Origin of the sequence: Psychrobacillus soli (assembly GCF_006861775.1) — a bacterium.
Lineage (GTDB): Bacteria > Bacillota > Bacilli > Bacillales_A > Planococcaceae > Psychrobacillus > Psychrobacillus soli.
Map to the genome: position 1 here is coordinate 65,146 of NZ_VDGG01000014.1, position 24,912 is coordinate 90,057.

General features: G+C 36.9%; 15 protein-coding genes, 8 pseudogenes and 1 riboswitch. Of the genes and pseudogenes, 17 read left to right on the forward strand and 6 right to left on the reverse strand.

Annotation, left to right across the window (positions count from 1 at the left end; translation table 11 throughout):
* The first annotated feature begins 93 nt into the window (after positions 1-93).
* The 7 genes and pseudogenes from FG383_RS08220 (at position 94) to FG383_RS08250 (ending at position 7,923) form a co-directional block, all read left to right on the forward strand.
* Positions 94-534, forward strand: coding sequence for a BrxA/BrxB family bacilliredoxin (locus tag FG383_RS08220; protein ID WP_142606778.1), 441 nt, complete (start codon positions 94-96; stop codon positions 532-534).
* A gap of 499 nt (positions 535-1,033) precedes the next feature.
* Positions 1,034-1,261 (forward strand): annotated as a pseudogene (locus FG383_RS08225) (hypothetical protein).
* A 453-nt stretch (positions 1,262-1,714) separates the two neighbouring features.
* A complete protein-coding gene (locus FG383_RS08230) occupies positions 1,715-2,680 on the forward strand; it encodes an NAD(P)H-dependent flavin oxidoreductase (protein WP_142606780.1) in 966 nt (321 codons plus the stop codon).
* Between the two features lie 181 nt (positions 2,681-2,861).
* Positions 2,862-4,967 (forward strand): acetate--CoA ligase family protein, encoded by a 2,106-nt coding sequence (locus FG383_RS08235; RefSeq protein WP_142606782.1) that lies wholly within the window; start codon positions 2,862-2,864, stop codon positions 4,965-4,967.
* 101 nt (positions 4,968-5,068) lie between these two features.
* Positions 5,069-6,688 (forward strand): BCCT family transporter, encoded by a 1,620-nt coding sequence (locus FG383_RS08240; RefSeq protein ID WP_185907881.1) that lies wholly within the window; start codon positions 5,069-5,071, stop codon positions 6,686-6,688.
* An 18-nt stretch (positions 6,689-6,706) separates the two neighbouring features.
* Positions 6,707-6,976 (forward strand): annotated as a pseudogene (locus tag FG383_RS08245) (aldehyde dehydrogenase family protein); the annotation flags it as partial.
* Between the two features lie 128 nt (positions 6,977-7,104).
* Positions 7,105-7,923, forward strand: a complete 819-nt coding sequence (locus FG383_RS08250; RefSeq protein WP_142606788.1) for an enoyl-CoA hydratase/isomerase family protein — start codon at positions 7,105-7,107, stop codon at positions 7,921-7,923.
* Between the two features lie 272 nt (positions 7,924-8,195).
* Here FG383_RS08250 and FG383_RS08255 read toward each other — a convergent pair whose 3' ends face one another.
* A complete protein-coding gene (locus FG383_RS08255) occupies positions 8,196-9,188 on the reverse strand; it encodes an NADPH:quinone oxidoreductase family protein (protein ID WP_142606791.1) in 993 nt (330 codons plus the stop codon).
* Between the two features lie 254 nt (positions 9,189-9,442).
* Positions 9,443-10,039 (reverse strand): TetR/AcrR family transcriptional regulator, encoded by a 597-nt coding sequence (locus FG383_RS08260; protein ID WP_142606793.1) that lies wholly within the window; start codon positions 10,037-10,039, stop codon positions 9,443-9,445.
* Between the two features lie 524 nt (positions 10,040-10,563).
* On the opposite strand from FG383_RS08260, the gene FG383_RS08265 reads away from it, so the two are divergent.
* From FG383_RS08265 to FG383_RS21265, 5 genes and pseudogenes are all read left to right on the forward strand, one after another.
* Positions 10,564-11,364 (forward strand): enoyl-CoA hydratase, encoded by an 801-nt coding sequence (locus tag FG383_RS08265; protein WP_281285295.1) that lies wholly within the window; start codon positions 10,564-10,566, stop codon positions 11,362-11,364.
* 50 nt (positions 11,365-11,414) lie between these two features.
* A complete protein-coding gene (locus tag FG383_RS08270; RefSeq protein ID WP_142606795.1) occupies positions 11,415-12,611 on the forward strand; it encodes an iron-containing alcohol dehydrogenase in 1,197 nt (398 codons plus the stop codon).
* Between the two features lie 26 nt (positions 12,612-12,637).
* Positions 12,638-14,095, forward strand: a complete 1,458-nt coding sequence (locus FG383_RS08275; RefSeq protein ID WP_142606797.1) for a CoA-acylating methylmalonate-semialdehyde dehydrogenase — start codon at positions 12,638-12,640, stop codon at positions 14,093-14,095.
* An 89-nt stretch (positions 14,096-14,184) separates the two neighbouring features.
* On the forward strand, positions 14,185-15,234 hold the full coding sequence (locus tag FG383_RS08280; protein ID WP_246096912.1) for an enoyl-CoA hydratase/isomerase family protein: 1,050 nt from the start codon (positions 14,185-14,187) through the stop codon (positions 15,232-15,234).
* Positions 15,235-15,287: 53 nt separating this feature from the next.
* Positions 15,288-15,422 (forward strand): annotated as a pseudogene (locus FG383_RS21265) (tRNA-dihydrouridine synthase); the annotation flags it as partial.
* Positions 15,423-15,829: 407 nt separating this feature from the next.
* Here the strand turns inward: FG383_RS21265 and FG383_RS21270 are convergent.
* Positions 15,830-16,260, reverse strand: a pseudogene (locus FG383_RS21270) (transposase); the annotation flags it as partial.
* Between FG383_RS21270 and FG383_RS21275 the strand changes: the two are divergent.
* A pseudogene (locus tag FG383_RS21275) lies at positions 16,248-16,361 on the forward strand (cupin domain-containing protein); the annotation flags it as partial. The pseudogenes FG383_RS21270 and FG383_RS21275 sit on opposite strands and share 13 nt — an antisense overlap.
* A 479-nt stretch (positions 16,362-16,840) precedes the next feature.
* On the opposite strand, the pseudogene FG383_RS08300 reads toward FG383_RS21275, so the two are convergent.
* Positions 16,841-18,028, reverse strand: a pseudogene (locus tag FG383_RS08300) (IS110 family RNA-guided transposase).
* Positions 18,029-18,647: 619 nt separating this feature from the next.
* On the opposite strand from FG383_RS08300, the gene FG383_RS08305 reads away from it, so the two are divergent.
* Both FG383_RS08305 and FG383_RS08310 read left to right on the forward strand, forming a co-directional pair.
* Positions 18,648-18,956, forward strand: coding sequence for a hypothetical protein (locus FG383_RS08305; RefSeq protein ID WP_142606799.1), 309 nt, complete (start codon positions 18,648-18,650; stop codon positions 18,954-18,956).
* A 296-nt stretch (positions 18,957-19,252) separates the two neighbouring features.
* A pseudogene (locus FG383_RS08310) lies at positions 19,253-19,533 on the forward strand (transposase); the annotation flags it as partial.
* Between the two features lie 222 nt (positions 19,534-19,755).
* Here the strand turns inward: FG383_RS08310 and FG383_RS08315 are convergent.
* Both FG383_RS08315 and nhaC read right to left on the reverse strand, forming a co-directional pair.
* Positions 19,756-20,622, reverse strand: a complete 867-nt coding sequence (locus FG383_RS08315; protein WP_142606801.1) for an MBL fold metallo-hydrolase — start codon at positions 20,620-20,622, stop codon at positions 19,756-19,758.
* Positions 20,619-22,037 (reverse strand): Na+/H+ antiporter NhaC, encoded by a 1,419-nt coding sequence (gene nhaC, locus FG383_RS08320; protein ID WP_142606803.1) that lies wholly within the window; start codon positions 22,035-22,037, stop codon positions 20,619-20,621. The genes FG383_RS08315 and nhaC overlap by 4 nt, the downstream gene beginning before the upstream one ends.
* A 761-nt stretch (positions 22,038-22,798) precedes the next feature.
* Here nhaC and FG383_RS21625 point away from each other — a divergent pair.
* A pseudogene (locus FG383_RS21625) lies at positions 22,799-22,900 on the forward strand (cupredoxin domain-containing protein); the annotation flags it as partial.
* A 306-nt stretch (positions 22,901-23,206) separates the two neighbouring features.
* Positions 23,207-23,941 (forward strand): polysaccharide deacetylase family protein, encoded by a 735-nt coding sequence (locus tag FG383_RS08330; RefSeq protein WP_142606805.1) that lies wholly within the window; start codon positions 23,207-23,209, stop codon positions 23,939-23,941.
* Positions 23,942-24,693: 752 nt separating this feature from the next.
* A riboswitch (Lysine riboswitch) is annotated at positions 24,694-24,830 on the forward strand.
* Positions 24,831-24,912 lie beyond the last annotated feature (82 nt).

Genomic DNA, 24,912 nt, shown 5'->3' on the forward strand with positions numbered 1-24,912 from the left:
CGGCGGATGTCATAGATTTTGAATTGAGCTAGCTCATTTCAAAATCTAGACGCAAATACGCAGAGGCGCATTTGATAGGAGGAGTGTTGAACAATGAATATGGATTTTAATTTATTGATGAATGATATGGTTATGCAGGCTCGTGGAGAAATGGAAACTAGTGGTTATGAGCAATTAACAACACCAGAAGAAGTAGACGCTGCTTTTGCTCGTACAGGCACAACGCTTGTAATGATAAACTCTGTTTGTGGGTGTGCAGGTGGTATCGCTCGTCCAGCAGCAGCTAACGCAGTGCATTACGATAAACGCCCAGACCATCTTGTAACAGTATTTGCCGGACAAGATAAATATGCAACGCAACAAGCGCGTAATCTTTTTGGAGACGACCACTTACCATCATCTCCATCATTTGTATTATTGAAAGACGGTCAACCTGTTGCAGAAATCGGTCGTCACGAAATCGAAGGACACGCTCCAACATCGGTTATCACTCATCTTCAAGGATTATTTGAAGAACATTGTGAAGAAGTTTAATACTATTACAAAACAGTGAAGGCATGTAAATGCTTTCGCTGTTTTTTTGAGCATTCTAATTTAGAAGGTGAGGAGAGCAAAAATGAGAAAGAAAACCTTAGCATACTTGCTGTCAACAAAGGTGAATTTGATTTTGCCGTTCAAAAATTTATAAAACGATATTAGGCTTAACTTTTCCAGTTTTAATTGATAATAATAAAAGTGTAATAGAGATAAGCGAAAACGACTGAAAATCGAGTAAATAAGAAGGAATAGATGAAGTAAAAATTGTTTTTAACGAGTTGAGCTTATTATACTAATGGAGCAAAATTGTTCTGTATGTAGGGTCATACTATGAATTGATTTTTGTAGGACCTATAAAAAGGTTATTCAGAAACCATTCGTAATAAAAGTTTGTGAAACATTACACTTAAATCAACGCAGAAGTTTAGTTGAAGAAGGAACTTAACAATAATCGAAAAACTAAATATCTAATGACAGATAGGCGTTAGATAAGAAGATAAAAGGTTACGAAGGAATATTTTGGAGAACTAAGAATCTTGATGGGACTGTGATTAAACCTCAATTAGGAAATGAGACTATCTTTTCTTTCTTTTCCGAGAATGTCAGCTATTTTCAAAGAGAACAAGAAGTGAACTTAAATTTCCAAGTACAAAATATAAACGAGACTATTTAGCATCTTGAATCTATTGGTGTACCTCTTGTAAAGAAAAAAGAGGTTAGTTAATTTGGAAAGTTTATTTGAATTAAAGATTCTGAAGGCTTTTGGAGAAATAGCGAGTTGCATTTGCTTGCTGAATGGTTAATTCTTTAAAACAGTAAATACACAACAATTGCATTCTGAAAAGTAAAAGTGCGAAGTCATTCCAATCAATATATAGTTCACTTTCATTAGTATTATTAAGTTGTCTATTATTCATCATTACATAGACACCTTTACAATTTAATTAAAAAAAGATTGACTGGTCAATAAATGTGGAATACAATTATAATTGAATATTCTAATTATTTATTTTAATGTTTTTTGAGTGGATATTCAGAATTTTATTTGTTGATATTAGAAAAGGGGAAATTGAGCTTATACAAAAAAGGATTAGCAAAGCGAATACACACAAAATGGCTTATAAGAAGGATTTGTAGTAAATGAAAAAAGTATTTTACAGAAGGCAGTGGGGATACTATGAAAAATAATCGAATTTGTCAGATGCTAGATATTAAATACCCGATTATTGAAGGGGGAATGGCATATGTAGGAAACGGATCTTTAGCAGCAGCTGTTTCGAATGGTGGTGGGTTTGGTCAAATTGGATCAGCAGGTAGAACACCTGGAAATTTTGAAGAAGAGATTTTGATAGCAGTTAATCAAACAGAATTCCCCTTTGGTGTTAACCTACCGATAAGTGAACATAGCGACAATACACCCTATATAAATATTATTGAAAAGCATAAAGAAAAAATAAAAGCGATAAGTATTAGTTCAGGTAACCCTCTTCCATTTATACCGATTTTCCGAGAAATGGGCATTATTACAATGATTCTAACTTCGACAGTAAAGCATGCTGAAAAAGCCGAAAAGGCTGGTGGGGATATTATCATATGCGAAGGATATGAAGCGGGCGGATATAACGGTGGGGCAGAATTAACAACTTTTGCTTTGGTTCCACAAATCACGCAAAAAGTTAACATCCCCGTTATAGCTGCAGGCGGTATTTCGAATGGAGAAGGAATGATTGCTGCTATGAGTTTGGGTGCGGACGGTGTTCAAATGGGAACACGATTTGTTGCTACAACAGAGTGCGTGGCTCATGAAAATTATAAGCAACTTCTTATCCAATCCAGGGACGATGATACGACGATTTTAACTAGAAGTATGGGTGGAGTTATGCGTGTGATTAAATCTGATTACGTTACAAAAATTCAGGAGACACTCCAAAATGATTCCACACCTGAAACAGTGTTGCCTTATATAAGTGGGGCTATTAATAAAAAGGCAGCAATTGAAGGAGACCTCTTAAATGGTTGGGTGAATGCTGGTCAGGGAGTAGGATTAATTAAGACGATTGAAAGTGCGGAACAAATAGTAGGAAATATTATTAATGAAGCTAACAATGCAATTGAAAAATTAAATTTAATTAAATTTGCATAGCCATTTATTATTTAAGAGATTAATTGGTAAATCTATAAATTTTATTAACAACACAATTTATATTGACTGGTCAAAATACTAGGTGTATTATAAAGTTGTATATTAATAGAATAATCTAATAATAATTAATTTTTAAAAATTTGTATACTCATGACCAAAAATAAAAAATTGAGGTGTAAAAATGAGAGAGCAGAATCTTCAAATGTTAGTGAAACCGGTTCAAACCATTGCTATTGTCGGCGCAAATTATCGCTTTGCGACGAGTGTTATGTTGGATAATTTAAACAAAATGGGATTTAAAGGACGCATATATCTGGTAAACCCAAGATATGAAACTATTGATGGCATCCAATGTTATCAATCCCTTTTGGAAATTGAAGATCAGATTGATGTCGTTGTCGGACTTGTCAATCCTCATCTAATGGTGGAGGTTGCTAGAGATGCAAGTAAAATCAATGCGAAACTTCTTGTAATTCCTGGCGGGGGATACGGAGAAAGTGGACTGGATGGTGAAGAAATACAAAAAAACATTCTTGAAAGCGCTTCAAAGTCAGGAATGAGAATAATAGGACCGAATTGTATGGGGTATTTTGATATGCATCATAATTTTACTCCGTACATTGGCACTTTGCATAGACCATTACGACCTATTAAAAAAGGGTCTGTTTCTATTATCTCACAAAGTGGTTCAGTCAATGATGCTTTTGTTGCATCTAGGCTTGGTATAAACAAAATTTATTCGACAGGTAATGAAGCGGATATTAAAATGGCTGATTATATCAATTTATTAGCGAACGACTCTGAAACATCCGTTATTATTTTATACATTGAAGCTGTACGGAATCATGATAGTTTTTTGAAAGCGCTTGATTTGTGTAGTGCTAATAAGAAACCAGTCATTGCAATGAAAGTCGGCAGAACAAAAAAATCAGCAGCTGTTGCCAATGCGCATTCAGGAGCACTTGCTGGAGATTACAAGATTGAAAAACTGGTTCTTGAAGAGCATGGACTAATTTTTGTAGATGATATTGATGAGGCAGTTGCGGTAGCTCAATTATTATCACAACCATTCCTCCCATCTAAAAATACAGTTTCCGCTTTGACAGTGTCAGGAGGACAAGCGGGTATACTTCTTGATCTAGCCGAAGATTATGGTGTGGAGTTCCCTGATTTTTCTGAGGAAACTAAACGGAAGTTAGGTAACGAAATCCCTGAATTAGGAACATTGTCAAACCCTCTTGATGTATGGGGAAAAAGCAGTAAAGAATTCTCCGAGGTATCAAATACTTGTTTAAGCGCTTTAGCGAATGATTCTAATATAGGAATTGTATCTGTTGCAATTGATGCACCAATTGGGCAAGGAAATCATGAATTTGATTTTACTGGCACACCTGCAAAAGATCTAGCAGAGTTACGAAAAAATTCAGATAAACCATTTTTGTATTTTAGTCATATTCAAACGGAGTTTGATCCTCGTGTTTTGTCTATTTTAGATGATGCTGGTATTCCTGTAATACAAGGTAGTCGCAATGCTTTAATTGCATGCCGGGCACTATTCCAGTACAAAGAATTCTTGGACAGAACTGATCAAACACCAATTTATTCGGTAAATAATACTGTGTTACAGGAAGAACCAACCTTGCTTCATGACGACGAAGGACGAGAACTCTTGGAGGAGAATGGTTTTCCTTCACCAAGGGAAAAAGTAGTGACCTCATTGCAAGAGGCGATTAATTACTCGGACGCTATTGGGTATCCGGTTGTATTAAAAGCACAGGGATTAGCACATAAGACGGACGTCGGTGGTGTTGCACTTAATCTAAAAAATGCGGATGAGCTGAAAACAGCATGGAAAGGAATGGAACATCTCCATTCACCATTTTATTTAATTCAGGAAATGGTTACAGATGGCTTTGAAACAATTCTTGCATATAAAACGGATATCCATTACGGACCGATTGTTGTATTTGGAATTGGCGGAATCTTCACCGAGCTCTTTAAGGAAGTCGTTCTGGCCGTTCCCCCGATTTCAAATGAAAAAGCGGAACAGATGATTAGAAGCATACCGATGCTCTGGAAAAATGTCCAAGGATATCGTGGAAACCCACCACTGGATTTAGACGCACTTATACGTTCGATTGTGCAAATGGGCAAGACCGCTACAGAGAAATATGAAGAAATCGTTGAATTTGAAATTAATCCATTAGCGGTTCGTGAAAAAGGTGTGGTTGCTTTAGATGTGCTCGCATCGGTGAAAAATCAAGCATTGAAAAGTGTGGTGAGTTAATAAAGTAGTAGATTATCACATGAAATAAATTAATCTATTTAAGGGATTGTATCAGAGATGTAAGGAAAGTAATTCACATTTAACCCAAGGGGGTCATTTTGTTGGGAAAAAATAAAATTGATTGGTTCATCTTCATCTCTACGTTTGTTTTAATAGTTGCTATTTGCCTACCATTAGTTTTATTTCCGGAAAAGGGAAGTGAATTAGTTAATGTGGCGAATGGATTTGTGACAAAGAATTTTGGAATGGTCTTTTTGTGGGCAGGAACCGGAGGATTTTGTTTTCTAATCTACTTATTTTTTAGTAAGTATGGAAAAATTAAATTTGGAAAAAAAGAAGAAAAACCAGAGTTTTCAAATTTTAGTTGGGGAGCTATGGTATTCTGTGCAGGTGTTGCGTCTGGATTAGTCTACTGGGGTACCATTGAATGGGCATACTATTATATGGCACCCCCATACGGAATTGAAGCCCGATCGGTTGATGCGGCTGAGATAGCAGCTGCTTATGGTATTTTCCATTGGGGACCATCGGCTTGGGCATTTTTTGTCTTACCCGCTATACCAATTGCATATTCATACCACATTTTAAAAGTGCCTATTTTAAGATTAAGTGAAATTTGTCGAATTGTAATAGGAAAACATGCAGATGGACTACTGGGTAAGATAATCGACATTATTTTCATGTTCGGAATTCTAGGGGCTGCGGGTACTTCTCTAGGATTAGGCACGCCATTAGTGGCTGCGGGAATAAGTAAGTTGACAGGTATAGAAGCTTCACTACCAATGAATGTGTTTGTACTCATATTATGTACAGCTTTATTCACATGGAGCGCTTATTCAGGTTTAAAACGAGGATTAAAAGTATTGAGTGATATAGCAATCGTTTCTTCCATCTTACTTTTGGGTTTCATCCTAGTAGTGGGACCAACCGAATTCATCTTAAAAATGGGAACAAATAGTATAGGATTATTGTTCAATAATTTTGTTCGTTGGAATACGTTTACAGATCCAGTAGGTAATACAGGGTTTGTAGAAGGTTGGACTGTTTTTTATTGGGCTTGGTGGATTGTATATACACCATTTATGGGCTTATTCATCGCCAAGATTTCTAGGGGAAGAACAATTAGTCAAGTGATTTTAGGAGGTTTAGCATGGGGTTCGTTAGGATGCACCGCCTATTTTACTGTATTAGGTAATTATGCAATGCATTTAGAATTGAAAAACTTATTACCAGTCACGGGTTTATTAGAACAGATAGGTGCACCTGCTACTATCATTCAAGTAATTAGCACACTTCCTTTCGGTACATTGATAGTGTTAGTATTCACTTTTGTTGCATTAATCTTTTTAGCAACTACTTTTGACTCAGCAGCCTATATGATGGCTTCAGCAACTACACCAAGACTTAAGATTAATGAAGAACCAGCAAAATGGAATCGCTTGTTTTGGGCACTTACACTGTTTATATTACCAGGGACACTGATGATACTTGGAGGAAATCTACAAACGCTACAAACGGCTTCAATTTTGACGGCGCTTCCATTTATATTCGTGATTCTACTATTGGTTTATTCCTTTATGAAAATGTTAAAAACAGGAGCTCACCTGAATCAGAATGCACAATCAGAAATTGAAATCCAAGATGTAGTCGTTGTGAGTTTGCATAAGGAAAACCAAGAGTTAGGTACTTCTGAAATTAATGAAAAAATCCCTATTGGATAATTTTCAATATTAATGGTGCAAGCAATTGAACTTGCAAATGACAGTGATTACGGTTTAGCTGGAGCTGTTTGGACAAAGGATGTAGGGAAAGCTCATCGGGTAGTAAAACAACTACGAATGGGTACTGTGTGGATAAACGATTATCATCCAACGCTAACGCAAGCTCCTTGGGGTGGTTATAAACAGTCGGGGATTGGAAGGGAGCTTGATCATGAAGGAATAGCGGAATTTACAGAGGTAAAACATATCTATACGAATACTAATCCTAAACCGTATAACTGGTTTTAAAAAATATTTTAGTATATTATGCTAAAGATTCACAAAGCCTTATCGGTTTTGAAACATGATAGCCACATTTAATAATAAATTCTAACGTTATCAAAACAGTAAAATAAAACCCTGAAAGGAAGATAAATATGAAAGAATATCAAACAGTTTTGTATGAGGTTGCAAAAAATGTTGCAACACTTACGTTGAATCGCCCTACTAAATTAAATGCTGTAACAGAGCAAATGACGAAAGATGTGTGGGAAGCACTAGATCAAGCTGAAAGGGACTCAAATGTTAAAGTGGTTATCTTGACGGGAGCGGGAGGGAATTTCTCCGCTGGTGCAGATTTGAAGGAATCCATGGACTTACCTTCTCCTATTGGCGATGAACCATCTGAAGTGTATCGAGCGCAACTAGAAACCTTTTTGCGTGTTGGGTTGAAATTATGGGATCTTAAAAAGCCCGTTATTGCGGCGGTAGATGGATATGCCTATGGTGTATCTGCTGATTGGGTGTTCTCGGCGGACCTTGCGATTGCATCAGATAAGGCAGTTATTGGGGAACCTGAAATCCGTTTTGGTGCAGCTCCGGCCACATTGATGATGCCATGGATTGTGGGTATGAGAAAGGCAAAAGAACTGCTTTACACGGGTGATTCCGTGGATGCAGAAGAAGGCCATCGTCTAGGTATTTTCAATCGTGTAGTTCCCCAAGAACAGTTAATGGAAGAAGCCATGAAGATGGCAGAAAAAATGGTGGCAATACCGCCGTCTGCGCTAAAAATAACGAAAATGACGATTAATAAGACCTATGAAATGATGAATTTGAAGCAAGCACTTGACTATAACCTAGAAACCGCCATTTCCATGTTCTTTTTAAGTCAGGAACAGGAATTTGCGGAAGCAAGTCGAATTATTCGTGAGGAAGGTTTGGGTGCTTTCTTAAAGGGGACACAGAAAGTCTAGTAACCAAACGTTAATAAACAACGAACAAGTAGTGTCGGGTTATAAAACAACGACACAGCTAAATGATAGGAATGAAACCTGCTATGAGAATTGACTTCGTAGCGGGTTCTTGTTAATGCTAAAACGTCATGTCATAGGTTTTTGCAAAACTATTTGAATGAGCATTTATAAAACATAAAAACCTCGTAAATGGAGGATTGAAAGAAATGCAGTCTCCATTTATGAGGTGGCAATTGAAAAACAGTCATTAATTTCTTGAAGAGCATTGTACGTTATAATTTCAGTACAGTTCTTCCCTTCACATTCCCCTCTAAAATTAGTGGCAATGTAATAGCTAACTCATCTAACGTTACTTCAGTTGTAATTTTTTCTAATTTATCAGGTTTCATATCATTCGCCATTCTTTCCCATAACGCACTACGGGTTGACATTGGACAATAAACTGAATCGATCCCAAGTAAATTCACACCCCTTAAAATAAAGGGGAAGACGGTTGTAGAAACATTGGATCCACCTGTTAATCCACTTACAGCAACAGAACCACCGTATTTCATTGTGCTTAATATATAAGCAAGAGTATTCCCGCCAACAGGGTCAATTGCTGCAGCCCAGCGTTGTTTATCGATAGGTCGTACTTTTTCAGGTTGTAATTCTTGACGAGAAATAATCTCTTTGGCTCCTATATCATATAAAAAGTCATGTTCGGATTCTTTCCCAGTACTCGCAACTACATGATATCCTAATTTTGCGAGCATAGATACTGCGGAACTACCAACACCGCCAGTGGCTCCGGATACAAGAACAGGACCATTATCAGGTGTTACACCATTTTCTTCTAATCGCTGAATTGATAGTGCAGCAGTAAAGCCAGCCGTTCCATATATCATTGCTTGTTTCATGGACAAACCTTTTGGTAAAGGCACAATCCAGTCAGCTGGAATTCTAGCATACTCGCTAAATCCTCCGAAACGTGAAACACCGATTTCATAACTTGTTGCTATTACTTCATCACCAACATTATAACGGACGTCTTGAGAGGAAACTACAGTGCCTACCATATCAATACCAGGTACATGCGGGTATACGTTCACAATTTTCCCATTTGGTGTTGCAGCAAGGCCATCTTTAAAATTAATGCTGGAATATGCAACTTTAATGATTACATTACCTTCTGGTAAGTCACTTACTTTCAGGTTAGTGACTTTTATAGTAAATGCTTGTTCATCTTTGTTTACTAATAAAGCGCGGAAACTTATGTCTTTCATCGGTATACCCCTCCATTTTTAGATACTAACTGAAATAATATTGACCAGGCAGACTTTTATTAGAGAAAAAATTTTGGCTCCCTTGGTTTAAACGGAAGCATTTTTAACTTAAATAGGGAGCAATGTTGCCGAATAATAATCGGCAAAATTGATTGAATTTCCCATATATTCAGTCTTTTGTTTTGAGTATTCTAACTATTATACAACGGATAAGTGACTGGTCAATCTTTTTTTAGGACAACGAAACATTCATTTCAGGAATCCTTATAGTTTAAATAGGTGATAATCGCATCATAACAATTGTCACGGTAATAACTGTGCAACATTTCGTCGTCCCTCATTAACCATTGAAGAAGACAACCATCGATTAATGCACGAATCATATGACTACCACTTTCTACCTCTATATTTGTAAAAATACCTTCTGATTTACCTTTTTGAATAATTTCACTTCCAATAAACCAACAATTCTTGTAAAAGTTGCTATTTACTTCGCGAAATCGTTCGTTTTGATTCACTTGGGCCAAGAACTCAAGGTATACACTGTAAAATATCCGGTTATCTTCAGGACTCTTAAAAGCTGCATTTACGTATGCACGCATTTTATCGATTGCCTTACTTTCTTTTTGTATAGCTGCATACTCATTTTGAAAGATGCGATCTGTCATCCACTCAAGTAAGTGGTAAAAAACATCTTCTTTATTTTCAAAATAATAACTGATAACGCCTTTACTAACGTCGGCATAGTCAGCAATATCTTGAAGAGTAACTACGCTAAAACCTTTTTCACTAATTGCTTTAAGTGTTGCGCGTAATACTTGCTTTCTTCGTTCTTCTGCTCGCTTATTCATTGTCTTCACCTACCAAATTTTATAACTTCAGTTGAATATCTTAAAATTATAGATATTTCGGAAGAATATCACAGTAAACTGTCATAGGAATGCCTAACACTCCCATTACCTTATCCTTCAGAATAACTTACCTTCCTTAAAATCATATCACGAAATTATCATTATTACCAAGGTTCATTTGTAATTGTATAACAGTGTCGGAAAATCCACTTCATTATTATACGAGGATTTCCTTGCCTTCAAGTAAAAAGAAATACAATTCAAAATGAGTTTTATTCTGTCTGGTCAAATTTTTATTGACGTCAAGAGACAACCATATTAAACTAATAACATAAAGATTTCTGTAAATTCAAAGAAGTTAAAAAATTATTATTGTTAAATGGAGGTGGGGAAATTTAGAAGCAATTTTTGTATAAAACAGATAAAAGAGACTTGGATACATCGTGTAGGTAGTATCAGTGAAGCTTAAATTTACTAGATGAGTTTTACAAAGAAATTTACTATATTGAAATGGAGTGATCAGAATGATGGAAATGGTGAAAGCTATGGAGTTTACAAATATTCAGTTGAAGGTGGAAAATGGCGTAGGGTACGTGTCAATTAATTGTCCACCTGCAAATACATTAGGTACAAAAACGATTAGCGGTTTGTCTGAGTGTATTGATCACATTGAAACAAATCAAAGTATAAAGGCAGTTGTAATAACGGGTGAGGGGAAAATGTTTGTTGCTGGTGCCGATATTAAAGAATTCACCAATGCTTTTCATGATGAAGAAAAAGGGAAGGCACTATCTGTTGATGCGCAAACCGTGTTAAATAAAATTGAAAATTTAACAAAGCCGGTCATTGCAGCAATTAATGGTGCTTGTCTAGGTGGGGGATTAGAACTTGCTATGAGTTGTCACCTTCGAATTGTTGCAAATGAAGCAAAACTAGGGCAACCGGAGCTAAACTTAGGTCTAATCCCCGGATTTGGAGGTACTCAACGATTACCTCGATTAACGAATAAGGCAAAAGCGCTTGAAATAATATTGACTGGTCGGTTAATAAATGGTGAGGAAGCGGAAAAAATTGGTCTGGTTAATAAGTCCGTGCCACTCTCAGAGTTGATGGACGAGGCGAAGAAACTTGCTGAATCCATTGTTAATAAAAGCTCACAATCCATTAAAGCAACAATTACAGCTGTTAATGAGGGGTTGGAAACAACACTTGTTGAAGGATTGGAAATTGAAGCAGTCCAGTGGGCACAGTTATTCTCTACAGAGGATATGGTAGAAGGTGTGAATGCTTTTATTGAAAAACGTAAACCTGTATTTAAAGGTTGAAGTGTTTTTAGGATTGAAGAAGGTAATAACAGCTAAAAGGGGTGGAATTAATGAAAGGTATTTATGAGTTACTCATGCCAAGTACAATCCTTTATGGGGTTGGATCCGTAAAAAAAGTAGGAAAACAAGCGAATAAGTTAGGTAAGAAGGCATTAATTATTAGTGATTCTATAATGAATAAACTAGGGTATGTTGAAGAATGTCAGCAACAGCTTAATGAAAGTGGATTATCATATGAAACTTATCTGAATGTAGATTCAGAACCAACCAATATTCACGTAAAAGAAGCGATGGCTATTTGTTCAGAAGGACTGTGTGACCATATTGTTGCAATTGGTGGAGGAAGTTGTATTGATACCGCGAAAGCCGTTTCAGTCCTTATGACGAATGGTGGCACCATGACGGACTACTTTGGAACGGGTAAAAAAATCACTCAAAAACCTCTACCGGTGATAGCAATTCCTACGACTGCAGGGACTGGATCCGAAGTGACAAAGGTAACCGTTATTACAGATACTGAAACAAATGTAAAAATGATGTTAGCGGATGCTAGTCTACTGCCGGCGGTTGCCATTGTTGACCCGAATCTGACAGTATCGTGCCCAAAAAGTGTAACTGCTGCGACTGGAGTTGATGCATTATGCCATGCAATTGAAGCATATATCTCTAGAAAAGCGCATCCGGTGACTGATGCATTGGCATTAACGGCAATCGATCATATTATGAGAAGCATTCGTATCGCTTATGAAGATGGGACAAATATGGACGCAAGAGGAGAAATGGCGTTGGGTTCAATGCTTGCTGGAGCAGCTTTCTCTAATTCATCTGTAACGCTAGTTCATGGGATGTCTCGCCCGATTGGTGCCTTGTTTCATGCGCCACATGGGATTTCTAATGCTATGCTACTTCCGGCGGTGCTAGAATTCACAATGGAAGCTTCAATAGAGAGGCTTGCACAAATTGGAAGAAAAGTAATCGCGGATGCAGGAAACTATTCGAATGAAGAACTAGCGATAGGATTAATTAATGAAGTGAAGCAACTTTGTTTTGATCTTAACATTCCGAATATGAAAATGTACGGTATAGAAGAGGAGCTATTTACGCAATCTCTCTCAAAGATGGCTGCTGATGCAATTGAAAGTGGTAGCCCGGCTAACACGCCGAAAATACCTACGTTGGAAGAGATTAAAGCATTGTACGAACGGTGTTATAATTACGATTTTAGTGTGAAAATGCAATTGGCCTAGTATTCAAACTAAGGAGGGATTAATAAATGGTAGTTAAAACGAATGTTGAAAAAGTAAAAAACTTTATAAATGGTGAATGGGTTGAAGCGGATACTGATCAATACGAAGAGGTGCCCAATCCAGCTACGGGTGAAATTATTGCAACTGTACCGATTTCATCACAAAAAGATGTAAATCAAGCGGTGGCAATCGCAAAAGAAACGTTCAAAACATGGAGCAAGACGGCCGTTCCGCAAAGGTCCCGTATTTTATTTCGTTATCAACAACTTTTGGTAGAAAACTGGGATGAGCTAGCAAAAACTATTACGATTGAAAACGGAAAAAGCTACGCGGAAGCATACGGGGAAGTGCAACGTGGGATTGAGTGCGTTGAATTTGCTGCCGGTGCACCAACGCTTATGATGGGTGAACAATTACCAGACATCGCTACAGGGGTAGAGTCAGGTATGTATCGCTATCCATTAGGGGTTGTTGGAGGAATCACGCCATTTAATTTTCCAATGATGGTTCCTTGTTGGATGTTCCCATTAGCCATTGCGGTAGGAAATACTTTTGTATTAAAACCATCCGAACGCACACCACTTCTTGCTAATCGTTTGGCTGAGTTATTTAAAGAAGCGGGTCTTCCGGATGGCGTATTGAATATTGTGCATGGTGCACATGATGTAGTAAATGCTTTAATGGAGAGTGAAGAGGTTAAAGCAATTTCATTCGTCGGATCACAACCGGTTGCGGAGTACGTCTATCGGACCTCGGCTGCAAATAATAAGCGTGTGCAAGCATTAGCGGGTGCGAAGAATCATTCTATCGTAATGCCGGATGCCGATCTTGATAACGCTGTCAAGAACATTATTGGAGCTGCGTTTGGATCGGCAGGAGAGCGTTGTATGGCATGTTCTGTCGTTGTAGCAGTTGGTGATGTTGCTGATGAATTGGTTGATAGACTTGTAACTGCTTCAAATGAATTAATAATTGGTAATGGCCTAGATGAAAATGTCTTTTTGGGTCCGGTCATTCGCGACTCTCATAAGGAACGAACAGAGAGCTACATCCGTATTGGCGAAGAAGAAGGGGCAAGCCTTATCCGTGATGGTCGTAAAGATCATGTGAAAGAAAGTGGCTATTTTGTTGGACCAACTATTTTCGATCATGTTAATTCAGTGATGAAGATATGGAAAGAAGAAATCTTTGCGCCTGTGTTATCAATTGTTCGAGTAAACAGTTTAGATGAGGCAATCGCACTTTCCAACGAATCAGACTTTGCAAACGGTGCATGCCTTTATACAGATAGTGCCAAGGCAGTGAGACAATTCAGAGAAGAAATGGATGCAGGCATGCTAGGAGTAAACCTAGGTGTACCAGCACCAATGGCTTTCTTTCCATTCTCGGGACATAAAAACTCATTTTACGGAGATCTTCATGCTAACGGAAAAGATGGTGTCAATTTCTATACACGAAGAAAAATGCTGACGGCAAAATATTAAAAGGACAAACCAAAAGGTCTGTATTAGGCTTTTTAGATGTTTAATGCAAACTTTCGGATTTAAGCAAAATTATGAAGGTGGTGTGGCACATGGTTGTTGTGACAGAGGTGAAAAATGGAATTGGTTGGATAAAATTAAACCGTCCTCAAGTATTAAATTCTATCAATCTTGAAGTTGTTGAGTTAATAACAAAAGCTTTGGAAAAATGGAGAAATGACGACGATGTAATTTTTATTTGTTTATACGGTGAGGGGGAGAAAGGTTTTTGTGCAGGAGGGGATATGCGAAAATTTTACGATTTAAAAAATAACGACGTTGTATCCTATGCAGAGAATTTTTTCACTTCGGAATATCAATTAGATGCATTAATTCATCAATATACAAAGCCCATTGTGGCTTATATGAGCGGTATTGTTATGGGTGGTGGAGTCGGTCTAGCTATTGGAGCGACACATCGGATTGTAACGGAGAAGACGAAATGGGCGATGCCTGAGATGAACATTGGATTTTTCCCGGATGTTGGGGCAAGCCATTTTCTGAATCAATTACCTGGCTACACAGGACGTTACCTTGCATTAACTGCAAAGGTTGTTCAGGCAAGTGATACTATTTATATGGGAGCTGCCGATTATTACATGGAAAGTGGTAACTGGGAGACGTTTCAAATGGAAATGCAAGAAAAGCACTGGTCATCTGAATCCATCCAGCAGGAACTAAATGAATTTATCCAATCACATTGTTCAAACTCGCCAAGTATTTCACAGTTATCAATTGAGCAAGAAGATATAGATTGCCATTTTCAATATGAAACAGTAGAAGAAATAGTGAAATCCCTCCAAAGCGAGGCTTCTGTAGGAAATGAGTGGGCAGCACTCACGGTTCACACACTTCTCTCAAAATCGCCTACTTCATTAAAAGTGACATTACAACAATTAATTAACGGAAAAGGCCGGTCACTAAACGAATGTCTAGAAATGGAAAAGAACATGGCCATTCATTTTATGAAAACGGCTGACTTTTATGAAGGGATTCGGGCAGTGCTAGTGGACAAAGATCGTTCTCCAAAATGGCAACCAGATTCACTAGAAGCTGTGTCTACTAGCGATGTAGAAGCGTACTTTACTCTTGTTAGAACGTGACGTTCTTTAGTGCCAGTCACTCGAAATAGGATGAGTGACTGGCACTGTTTTTTACAGGGCTTCATCGATTTTTCAAAATAACTGTCAAAGGATTCCGCAGGGCAAGTGAATTAAGAAATCAATTGATGAACACTAAATCCACGGATGAAGTAAGTACATTGCTTGATACTTTTGAAGCAAACAAGTGATGCCGGACAGTAGTATGAAAAAGTTTAATGAGCAAAAGAAAAGTGACTCTACTACATCTAATATTGCCCACGATCTACATTCACCACATCGTGAAGCTATCGCGTGGTTGGAATTTGTATTGTAAAGAAAAAACACAAAATTGCTACATGAAATAATGTTGTGCAAACCGTGTGGATAAGGATTAGAGAAAAGGGGATATCCCTAACTCTCCATCCTTTGTCCACTTTTTTTGTAAGTAAGCACAGATTGAGAAGAAGAAGACGAAAAATATCTAATGCATCATGAGATGAAATAAGTGAAAAGGTTCGAATTGCCCAAGACTCTGAGAGGGGATCCTTAGAGAAGAAAAGCAGGAGTTTTTTTGCTCTCTTTTTTAGTGCTGTAAATAAAAATGTAATTGAGATGCCATTTCGTTTTCTTTTGTATATTCAATATTTGCCTTTTCAGAGTAAGCTGCGTCCCCAATTACTGTATCAATTTCCATACCTGTCTGTGTACTTTTTTTCAATCAATTCTTGAAGATATTTCCCTCGCTTTTTTTCCTGTTGTCACAATCACAGCGGTAATAATTCGTTCGTCGCTCATGGCGGTATGTGTTTTTGGGATTTCTCTTGTAAAAATTCTTTCGGTGATTTTTGATTATAACGTGCCTTTGTATGCGTGGCATCTACAATAATGGATTTACTTTTGATGATTTTCTTTTCAAGTGCGATTTCAACTGTTTTCCCAATAAGCAAGTCTAATAAGCTTTCGTCTTTGAGACGAAGCCTGCGGAATTTTGTAAGTGAACTTGGATCGATAACTGGATTCTTCCGGTGCCATATATAAGAAATATTCTTGTAGGAAAAGGATATTCTCCTGAAAAGGCATATGAGACAGTGGAAGAATGGGAACGCTCAGGGGAATCTAAACTTCTTCAACAAAGCAAAAATATGTAGAATAAAATGTTATATATATTATATGAAGGGCATTTGTTTCCTTTCTTATAGCAGTAGTTCTATTTGTAACGCATGGATTACCTCTTATTACATGGCGTTTTCTTGTCAGGAGGAAACAGTAGAAAAAAATAAGCCTTCCATTTAGTGGTGTGGTATGAAATAAGTGAAATGATTGATCAACTACGATATGGTGATATGCCTATAGCGTTTAATGAAGACGAAGTAATATCGAGGATTAAAAATGAGGCAGACAAATATTTTTTTAGGGTTAAATGAATAGTATTTCTTCTTCTACTAAACCAGCCAATAGTTTGTCAATATTAATTAATGAGAACTAAAAATAGTTCATGTTATACTAAATTTGTCCATGCCAAATAACCTTTCAAATTTCTTTGTTTGGAAAGGTTTAGCTCTTTGGTTATATATTAGAACTAGGCCAGATCTTGGAAATCTGATTTACTTTTTAAAAGTGCATAAATCTAATGTAAAAGTTTATTTGCACATGCTATCACAGCTACCTTAAAGGGCTTTCCTTCTTCACGTTTCTTATCATAAAACTCTCGTAACATCTTATTTCGAGGAATGAGTTCATCTGTCGTTTTCTTCTTGCGACAATCACGAATGGCACTTTTAAAGCCCATATATAAGGCATGTCGTAGTCTACTAGAACCTCTTTTGGTAATCCGATTCAAAGTACCTTTGAATGTACCAGATTCAAAAACACTTGGATCAATTCCTGCAAAGGCAACTAGCTTTTTAGGGTGATTAAACCGATCAATTTCCCCAATCTCAGAAATAATCGTTGCCGCGATTTTCTCGCCGATACCGGGGATGGATTGGAGAATCTTATATTCTTCCATGCTTTTCGCTAAAGCATCTATCTCTTTTTCAAGATCGGATAGATGTTTTTTGTATTCCAGAAGCATTTTAATATACATATTCATGCTTAAGATAAGACTATTGTATAAGGTTTTCTGGAATGGGTTGCGATCTGCGGCAGCCTTTAATTTTTCTGACTGACTGTTTGCCCATTGTTGAGAACGGTTTTTACATAATTCTTTTATTTTTTTGGCGATTGATTCATCACAAGTTGCCAATACTTCCTCTGAAGTAGGAAATGCTTGTAATGAAAGTAAGGAAACGTCTGAATACAAATCTCCAAAGACCCCACAGTATTCAGGAAATACTTGATCTAAAACGGATTGGAATTGTAGTTTAGTTTGTACTTACATACCTGTAATATTTTCATGTTGTCTTGTAAGATTACGTAGGTTTAAGAGCTGGATTACTCGTTGTTTATAAGGCTCTAGATCCTCTTTATAGAACATCTCGCAGAGATGCCGAGCGTCAATGATATCCGTCTTTACCTTACGTAAACTGGAACTCTTTGCTCGATATGAAATGAGTGGATTTACCATTATCAATAAGTATCCTTTGTCCTCGAAAAATTGGACAACTGGTGTATGGTAATGTCCAGTGGATTCCAACACAATAGGGGGCCTTTCTCCGGAAACCTCTTCTATTTCTCTAATAAACTCTAAAAAAATTGTCAGCCCTTCAAGTGTATGTGCTACTTTGAAGCTCTTTTTGTACGGTTGCTTTTTATCCAAGAATGCTTGAACCTGACTTTCACCTTTTGCCACATCCAGACCAATTACTGGATTCATCATTATTTTCCTCCTTGTCATACAATTAACCGGTAACCCCTATACCTCCATGTAGTATCATAGCTTCGCTTGTTATACGAGATCTTTGTCCCAACCAGCCTCAATCATGTTTCTACAAGTAGGGGGCGAACTGTTTAATTGACGGGATCATTAGCCCCACGGGTGCTTACGTTCTACCCCGGCTAACGCTATCATATATCGTTATAAAAAATGGTCAACCAGAAATATCTGGCTGACCTAATAATACGAACGGGTGCTTTACTTCAAGAAGGAGTAAAGCTTTTTTTCTTATTGAACTAAAGGGGCAATTTAGTTGAAGAAGGTTTTTTTCGATTCTGTTGAATAAGTTAATATATATAAATTGTTGAACAAAGGGATGCTTTACCTCAAGTTTGGGGGTGGCACTATTTTCATCAACTAACACAGTAGGTTAGTTGATGAAAAAGGTATTTTTGAAAGGATGTCGAAAGTAAGCCGTTAAGGAGGGGTAGCTATTCCTAAGAATAATAAGAGGTTTTTACCGTTATTTATTTATATTTCTTTGATAACAATACTTCTTTTAACACTGCAGACCAACTTCAATTTGACTGGTTATAATTATTACTTGGATGAAGAAACGATGATGTTAACGATTGAAGAGGGGTTCGTAAAAAAAGAAACGTACAATGTGCAGGATTCTCCAATTCAAGCAATAAAAGTAATGTTATCAATTAACAAAGCAAATGATATGTGGGGACTTACTATCTTTATACTCTCGCTTTTTATTTCAGTCATTTTTTTATTATTTTTTAAACCTTCGATACCAAGAAAAAATGTTAAATTGTATGTTGCAGTATATTTTTTATTCCTTTCCATCTTTATTATTTGGAATCTTTACGTACACAAAGAAATTATTAAGGAAATATCAAATGCTCTAAATAGTTTATAAAGATAGAATGACCTTTATTTTTCAAGGTGTTCCTTATATTTTTAACAAACGGGTGCTTTCTCGTATTATAAGGTTAACCAGTTTTTACTGGTTGACCTTATTTTTATAGGATTTAATATATCAGTAGCCAGGGTAGGACGTACCGGTGCGTGGGACAGTGACCCCGTGAACTAAACTGTCCACCCTCTATTTGTAGAAACATGTTTGAGGCTGGTTGGGACATAGATCTCGTATAACAAGCGAAGCTATGATACTGCATGGAGGATAGGGGTACTGGTGAGTGAGACAGAGCAGGAAGCTTTGCAGGAGTGTATCCTAGTGTACACTCATCAGGAAAGTTTACTGCGACAACCAATCATATTACTAAACGAGGTTCAAGTAGATTAAGCATGCTTTAAATCTTGCCGTATTGTGCGGTATCAGAAGTTCAAGAAACAAAAAGCTGAAAGAATTCTATGACAAGAAGAAATCAGAAGGAAAGCCTGCAAAAGTGGCAATAGTAGCCTGTATTAACAAACTGCTTCATTGGGTTTATGNCAGAAGGTTTTTGGAAGGCTATTTGTCATGCACAAAATAGTATAACATAAGATTAATAGTAATTTTAAAGAAAAATATTGACATCCTATTAGCTGGTTTAGTTGAATAAGAATTCTACGAAATCAACACACGTGCCCATATAAATTAAATGTAAGAAGTAGAACATGCCGAATAATTTGTCTGTCCTACTTCTTTATATTTTCCCTCTAACATTTTATAGATATTTGATTCACATAAGTTCCAATATTTACATCGCCCTCTATTATAAAGAAAACTCCATTCCTTCCTCTGCGATATGAAAGCCCTTAAGCTCAATCTCATTTCTAATAGTATTATCAGCATCGATAGCGGGATTCGAGTGATTAAGATGAATGAAATAAATTTCAGTTCGTTCAACTAAATTTTGTAATCGATCCATTGTTTCTGTCATAAGCGGGTGAGGGATCTCCCGATAATCACGGCCAATCTTTTCAAGGTCTTTAGCGGAATGGAATGTGCCATCAAGTAAGCAAATGTCAGCTTCTTCGCACGCTCTGTAAATATCCATGTCCCATTGTTCCCATCGATCGATATCCGGGATGTAAAGAACTTTCCTTTTCGTTCCTTCAATCCAATAAGCAAATGTCTCTGAAAATTCATTTCTATGAGGGACATTAACAGGTGTAACTGTGGCATGAGGCGAAACCGCAATTGCTTGTCCATCACTAATTTCTTGCACGTCAATATTGCGAAGTTTTGTTAGTTGGCTCCAAGGTGCTTGTTCTTCTAACATTTTCTTCATTTTCGTGCCTGCCATGACAGGCACCTTGTTTGCACCAATTGCTTCTCTTCCTAAAAACAATAATCCGGGGTAATGGCCTAAATGAGCATGAGTCAAAAATATGCTAGCCATTAGTTGACCTTGCATCTTGTGTTTGATTTGTACTCTTGCCATCTGCTCTTTTAAATCTGGTGTTGCGTCAATCAAATGCCAAGTCTTCTCTTGGGGTAGTACAATTGCTAAAGAAGCCGCAGAGCGTCTAAACTCCGGATTGCTGATTGCCTCAGCACAGTTTTTACAAAAACAATTCGGATGCGGAAGGCCTGCGTCTTGTGCTGTTCCTAACACATGTAAAATTATTTCGTTCATAATGATATTTCTCCTTTAGTATTTATTTCATTTTTATCATTATATTTTTTCTTGGTAATAGTCCAGCCAGTGAAACCGAAAATGATATTGATGAGCGGGACGAGAAATGCTAAGAAAGCAAATGGGATGAATTCACCTGGGCTGACACTAAGAATATCTGCTGCAAAAATGACCGGGACACTCCATGGAACTAAGTTAATTCCTACTGTGCCCGCTGCTTCAACGCATCTCGAAAGATTTTTTGTGTCAATCCCCATCTCTTTATACGTTTTAACAAATGTCCTTGCTGGTAAAATAATCGCTAAAAATTGGGCGCCACTTGCAAATGCAACGACAAAAGTAGAAAAGATTGTCGAGCTTATCAATGTTCCACTTGAGCGTACATTCTCCATCATTCTTCTCGTTAACACTTCAAAAGAGCCAGTTTCTTCTAAAATTCCCCCAAGGGATGTCGCGAGGATTAACAGTCCAATTGTGGCTAGCATGGACATGAGACCACCACGATTAAGCAGTGAATCCACTGAAGCCACACCCGAGTCCACTGAAAATCCACTCGTCATTACTTGAACAATCGAGGAAACTGTAACCCCTTGAACAAGCACTGCAAGTACCGCACCTAAAAACCCTACAATTGCTAACGCTGGAATAGCAGGTACACGTTTCATCATTAATAAGATCGTGAAAACTGGCATGAGTAACAGCAGTGGGTGCATTACAAAGACGCTTTCCAGTCCTTTGATAATCAAATCAATTTCACTCGTATCAGCAGTATTGAGTGATAGGACAGAATTACCTAGAAACCAATACAGAATAATTGAAATGACAAATGCAGGAATCGTGTCCCAGAGCATATGCTTAATATGACTAAACAAATCTGTTTCTGCCATGGCAGGAGCGATGTTTGTCGTATCAGACAAAGGTGATAATTTATCACCAAAATAGGCCCCTGAAATGACGGCACCTGCAACAAGCCCTGGAGAAAAACCAAGTCCTTCCCCAATCGCCATAAAAGCAAGCCCAACAGTCGCAATTGAAGTGAACGAACTTCCTAATGTAATTGATACAATTCCAGTTATTAGAGCAACAAGCGGCACAAACAGTGACGGTTTTATAATCGATAGACCATAGTAAATCATCGTTGGGATAACGCCACTTGCAATCCAAGTTCCAACAATGATTCCGATAATCAGTAAAATAAAAACGGCGGGCAATGCACGGGATACCCCATTGACCATCATTTTTTCTACTTCACGCCAACTCCAACCAGAAATCATAGCAATGACAGCGGCAACGATGACTCCAATCATTAAGGGAATATGCATTCCAGCCTTCCAAAATAATATCGATGAAGCGGCCGAGATGATTAATGTAAGTATGGGGATAATTGACATTACAAAAGATAGTTCCTTTTTCATTTATTGTATCTCCTTAAAGTTGGATTTGTCCTAATTCAAATATGGGTGGTGTGATTTGCACATCATTGTTAGTAGTTGGTTACATTCTTTCAACAATCTTACTTAAGTGACTGGTGAATAAGGTTAGGTAAAAATGAATACAAAAAAACCCCTACCATCCCTTGTAAAGGGACGAAGGAGTTCTCCGCGTTACCACCCTAATTGATGATCCGTTTTTGGACGGGTCATCCACTTCATTAGTAGTTTGAGAATAACTGAAGGCGTACTTCATACATATTGCTGCCTGAATTTTCACCACGCATTCAGTCTCTTTTTGCTGCTCACAATATGATTACTAGACCATCTCTCAAATATATTTAATTTTTTTACTATTATCTTTTGCGCAAAAGTTAGTGGTTTGAATTATATCATGTTCAGATTTGAAGTCAAGTGTTAGAATTGAAAAAATGGGTCATTTAAGTGTTTAAAACCATTAATATGATTAATAGATAAAGGTTTTTATGGATGTGAAATAATAAGGCTCGTGTTGATATCGATTAATTTTTTCAATTAACGAGTGCGTTATTGAAAGATCGTTGAGCTTCTATATGGCTCTTTTTACTTGTTAAACTAAGGCAGTAGGTTGATTGTAGAAGAATTGATTCCAGAAGATCGCCATAAGAGTCGATCTTTTTTTGTCACTGTTTCAAATAAAAGAGTTACTATTTGAAGCACGTTGGAACCTAATTTAATGTGATAATATTTTATGAATTGGAAAAGCAGAAAAAAACATTACCGTGAAACCAATAAAAAGTGGTACATATGATCTGATATATTGGTACCATTTACAGGAAGGAATGGTTGGAAAAGTAACAGTTAAATAACAAGCAGGGCCAATCGGGCCTTGCTTTTTTAATAGGCAAAGGTAACTTATGTATTATTACCCAGACATCATCATAACAGCTAACTTTCTTCCACAAACGAATGTTCCCTTAAAAAGGGAAATGCTCACTTTTTGTAAAGTAAAGAGGTAGGTGAGAAAAAAATTTTTTTCCATATTCACTAGTGTTAATAGTACTAAAGAAATGAAGTGAATAGGTAGATGGAATCGATGTTGGAGAAATCATAATAGTCCTATGTTTTTGAGGAACAATAAATTGAAAAGTAATAAAAATGAAATGAGGAGTTTTATGAAAAAGGTTGCAATGTTTTTCCTATGTCTTCTTATATTAATTCTTCCATCACAAGTTTTTGCGCAACGTAAAGTACCTATTTTAATATATCATTCGATAGACGAATTTGAAGAGCATGGTTCTAAGGAGTTATATGTAACACCGAAGAATTTCGAGAAACAAATGATTTATCTAAGAGACCATGGCTACACATTATTAACTTTTGATCGATGGCAAGACATTTATAAAGTAAACAAACCCATTTTCATTACCTTTGATGATGGGTACAAAAACAATCTGAATGCATTTGATATCTTTCAAAAACTGAAAAACGACCGTTTTAAACCTACTGGTACTATTTTTGTTATTTCTGACTTTATCGGTCGCTCCAACCGATTATCGGAATCGGATTTAAAAATGATGGTTGAGTCGGGGATCATCTCAATTCAGTCTCATACTGCTACACATCCTGATTTGACGAAAATAAATAATTTTGAATATGAACTGAAAGGGTCTAAAGATAAAATTCAAAAAATAACGGGCAAACCAGTTAATGCTCTTGCGTATCCATACGGAAATTTTAGTAACAAGGTCGTTGCAGAAACGAAGAAATACTATTTGTTTGGACTTACGACAACTCCTGAACTATTTTCTGAGAAGGGAATAAAAGATGAATTCTATCTTTTACCACGGATCTATATCAAGTATTCAACTACTCTTGATGACTTTGCAAAGATTGTTGACGGAGAATGAAGGCGATTACTATACCAGTTAATTGTTTTTTTCTTTTGGAGCCAAGGGAAATTGGTTATTAGTGTTTGTAAGAACATGGGGTTGCCATAGGTAACTCTTTTTCTTATTGAACTAACGCAGCAAAGTTTTTGAAGGATAGGAAACAATTGTTAAAAATGGTACTCTCTTGCTAGGAATAATGAGATAAGGTCGTAATTGTTTAAAAATTTGATAGTGACTTTTAGTTTTAGTAGCATCCTTGTGTATATCGCTACCAACAAAATACCTGATGTACAGGCAATAAGAATCAAATGTAGAAAACTGCTGTTGCCCATAGAAGGCAACAGTTCCAAGCGATAAGAAAAGATATTGATGAGAATGAGACCAAACCAAAATGTTGGGAAAGAAGTACCAACAAACTCCAAAAATCGGCTCGAATGATCCGGAATCCGATTGCAGAAAAAAGCGGCAAGCATCCAATCTACGATACGCTTCTCATCTTATTCAAGGGTCGTATGTACTGACAAAGTAGCTGAATTTTTCATATTTCTAACAATTAGCGATATTTCAGCTAATTGATTGATATCTCCGTAATAGCATACGATTCAATCGTAGAGGTAAAATCAGTCATATATCTACCTTTCATAAGTTCTGAAATAATTCTGCGAAGCTATAAAATAATATTAAGAATATTCGTAAAATTTGTATTGACATGTAATAACCTCGTAATTATAATTACATTAAATAAAGCGTTTACATTTTAAAAATTGAATATAACAAATAGAGGTGCGTTAAAAGGGTAGTCCGTGAGGATGAAGGTTTTTATCGCCGATAGTTGGATTCCAACTAGGTGGATGTGAGTAGAGTTACATTCACTGTCATATTTTATATATGGAGAGCTATTTATTTCATTTAGGTTTTGCCTAGATTTGAAATATAGCCTCCTTTTTTGTTCTTGGGAGTTGTTAGAACCTTTAACAACATTTGCTGTA

Bases quoted from the DNA above. Each gene is read 5' to 3' on its own strand.
- FG383_RS08220 (WP_142606778.1), top strand. From the start codon at position 94: ATGAATATGGATTTTAATTTATTGATGAATGATATGGTTATGCAGGCT.
- FG383_RS08230 (WP_142606780.1), top strand. From the start codon at position 1,715: ATGAAAAATAATCGAATTTGTCAGATGCTAGATATTAAATACCCGATT.
- FG383_RS08235 (WP_142606782.1), top strand. From the start codon at position 2,862: ATGAGAGAGCAGAATCTTCAAATGTTAGTGAAACCGGTTCAAACCATT.
- FG383_RS08250 (WP_142606788.1), top strand. From the start codon at position 7,105: ATGAAAGAATATCAAACAGTTTTGTATGAGGTTGCAAAAAATGTTGCA.
- FG383_RS08255 (WP_142606791.1), bottom strand. From the start codon at position 9,188: ATGAAAGACATAAGTTTCCGCGCTTTATTAGTAAACAAAGATGAACAA.
- FG383_RS08260 (WP_142606793.1), bottom strand. From the start codon at position 10,039: ATGAATAAGCGAGCAGAAGAACGAAGAAAGCAAGTATTACGCGCAACA.
- FG383_RS08265 (WP_281285295.1), top strand. From the start codon at position 10,564: ATGATGGAAATGGTGAAAGCTATGGAGTTTACAAATATTCAGTTGAAG.
- FG383_RS08270 (WP_142606795.1), top strand. From the start codon at position 11,415: ATGAAAGGTATTTATGAGTTACTCATGCCAAGTACAATCCTTTATGGG.
- FG383_RS08275 (WP_142606797.1), top strand. From the start codon at position 12,638: ATGGTAGTTAAAACGAATGTTGAAAAAGTAAAAAACTTTATAAATGGT.
- FG383_RS08280 (WP_246096912.1), top strand. From the start codon at position 14,185: ATGGTTGTTGTGACAGAGGTGAAAAATGGAATTGGTTGGATAAAATTA.
- FG383_RS08305 (WP_142606799.1), top strand. From the start codon at position 18,648: ATGATGTTAACGATTGAAGAGGGGTTCGTAAAAAAAGAAACGTACAAT.
- FG383_RS08315 (WP_142606801.1), bottom strand. From the start codon at position 20,622: ATGAACGAAATAATTTTACATGTGTTAGGAACAGCACAAGACGCAGGC.
- nhaC (WP_142606803.1), bottom strand. From the start codon at position 22,037: ATGAAAAAGGAACTATCTTTTGTAATGTCAATTATCCCCATACTTACA.
- FG383_RS08330 (WP_142606805.1), top strand. From the start codon at position 23,207: ATGAAAAAGGTTGCAATGTTTTTCCTATGTCTTCTTATATTAATTCTT.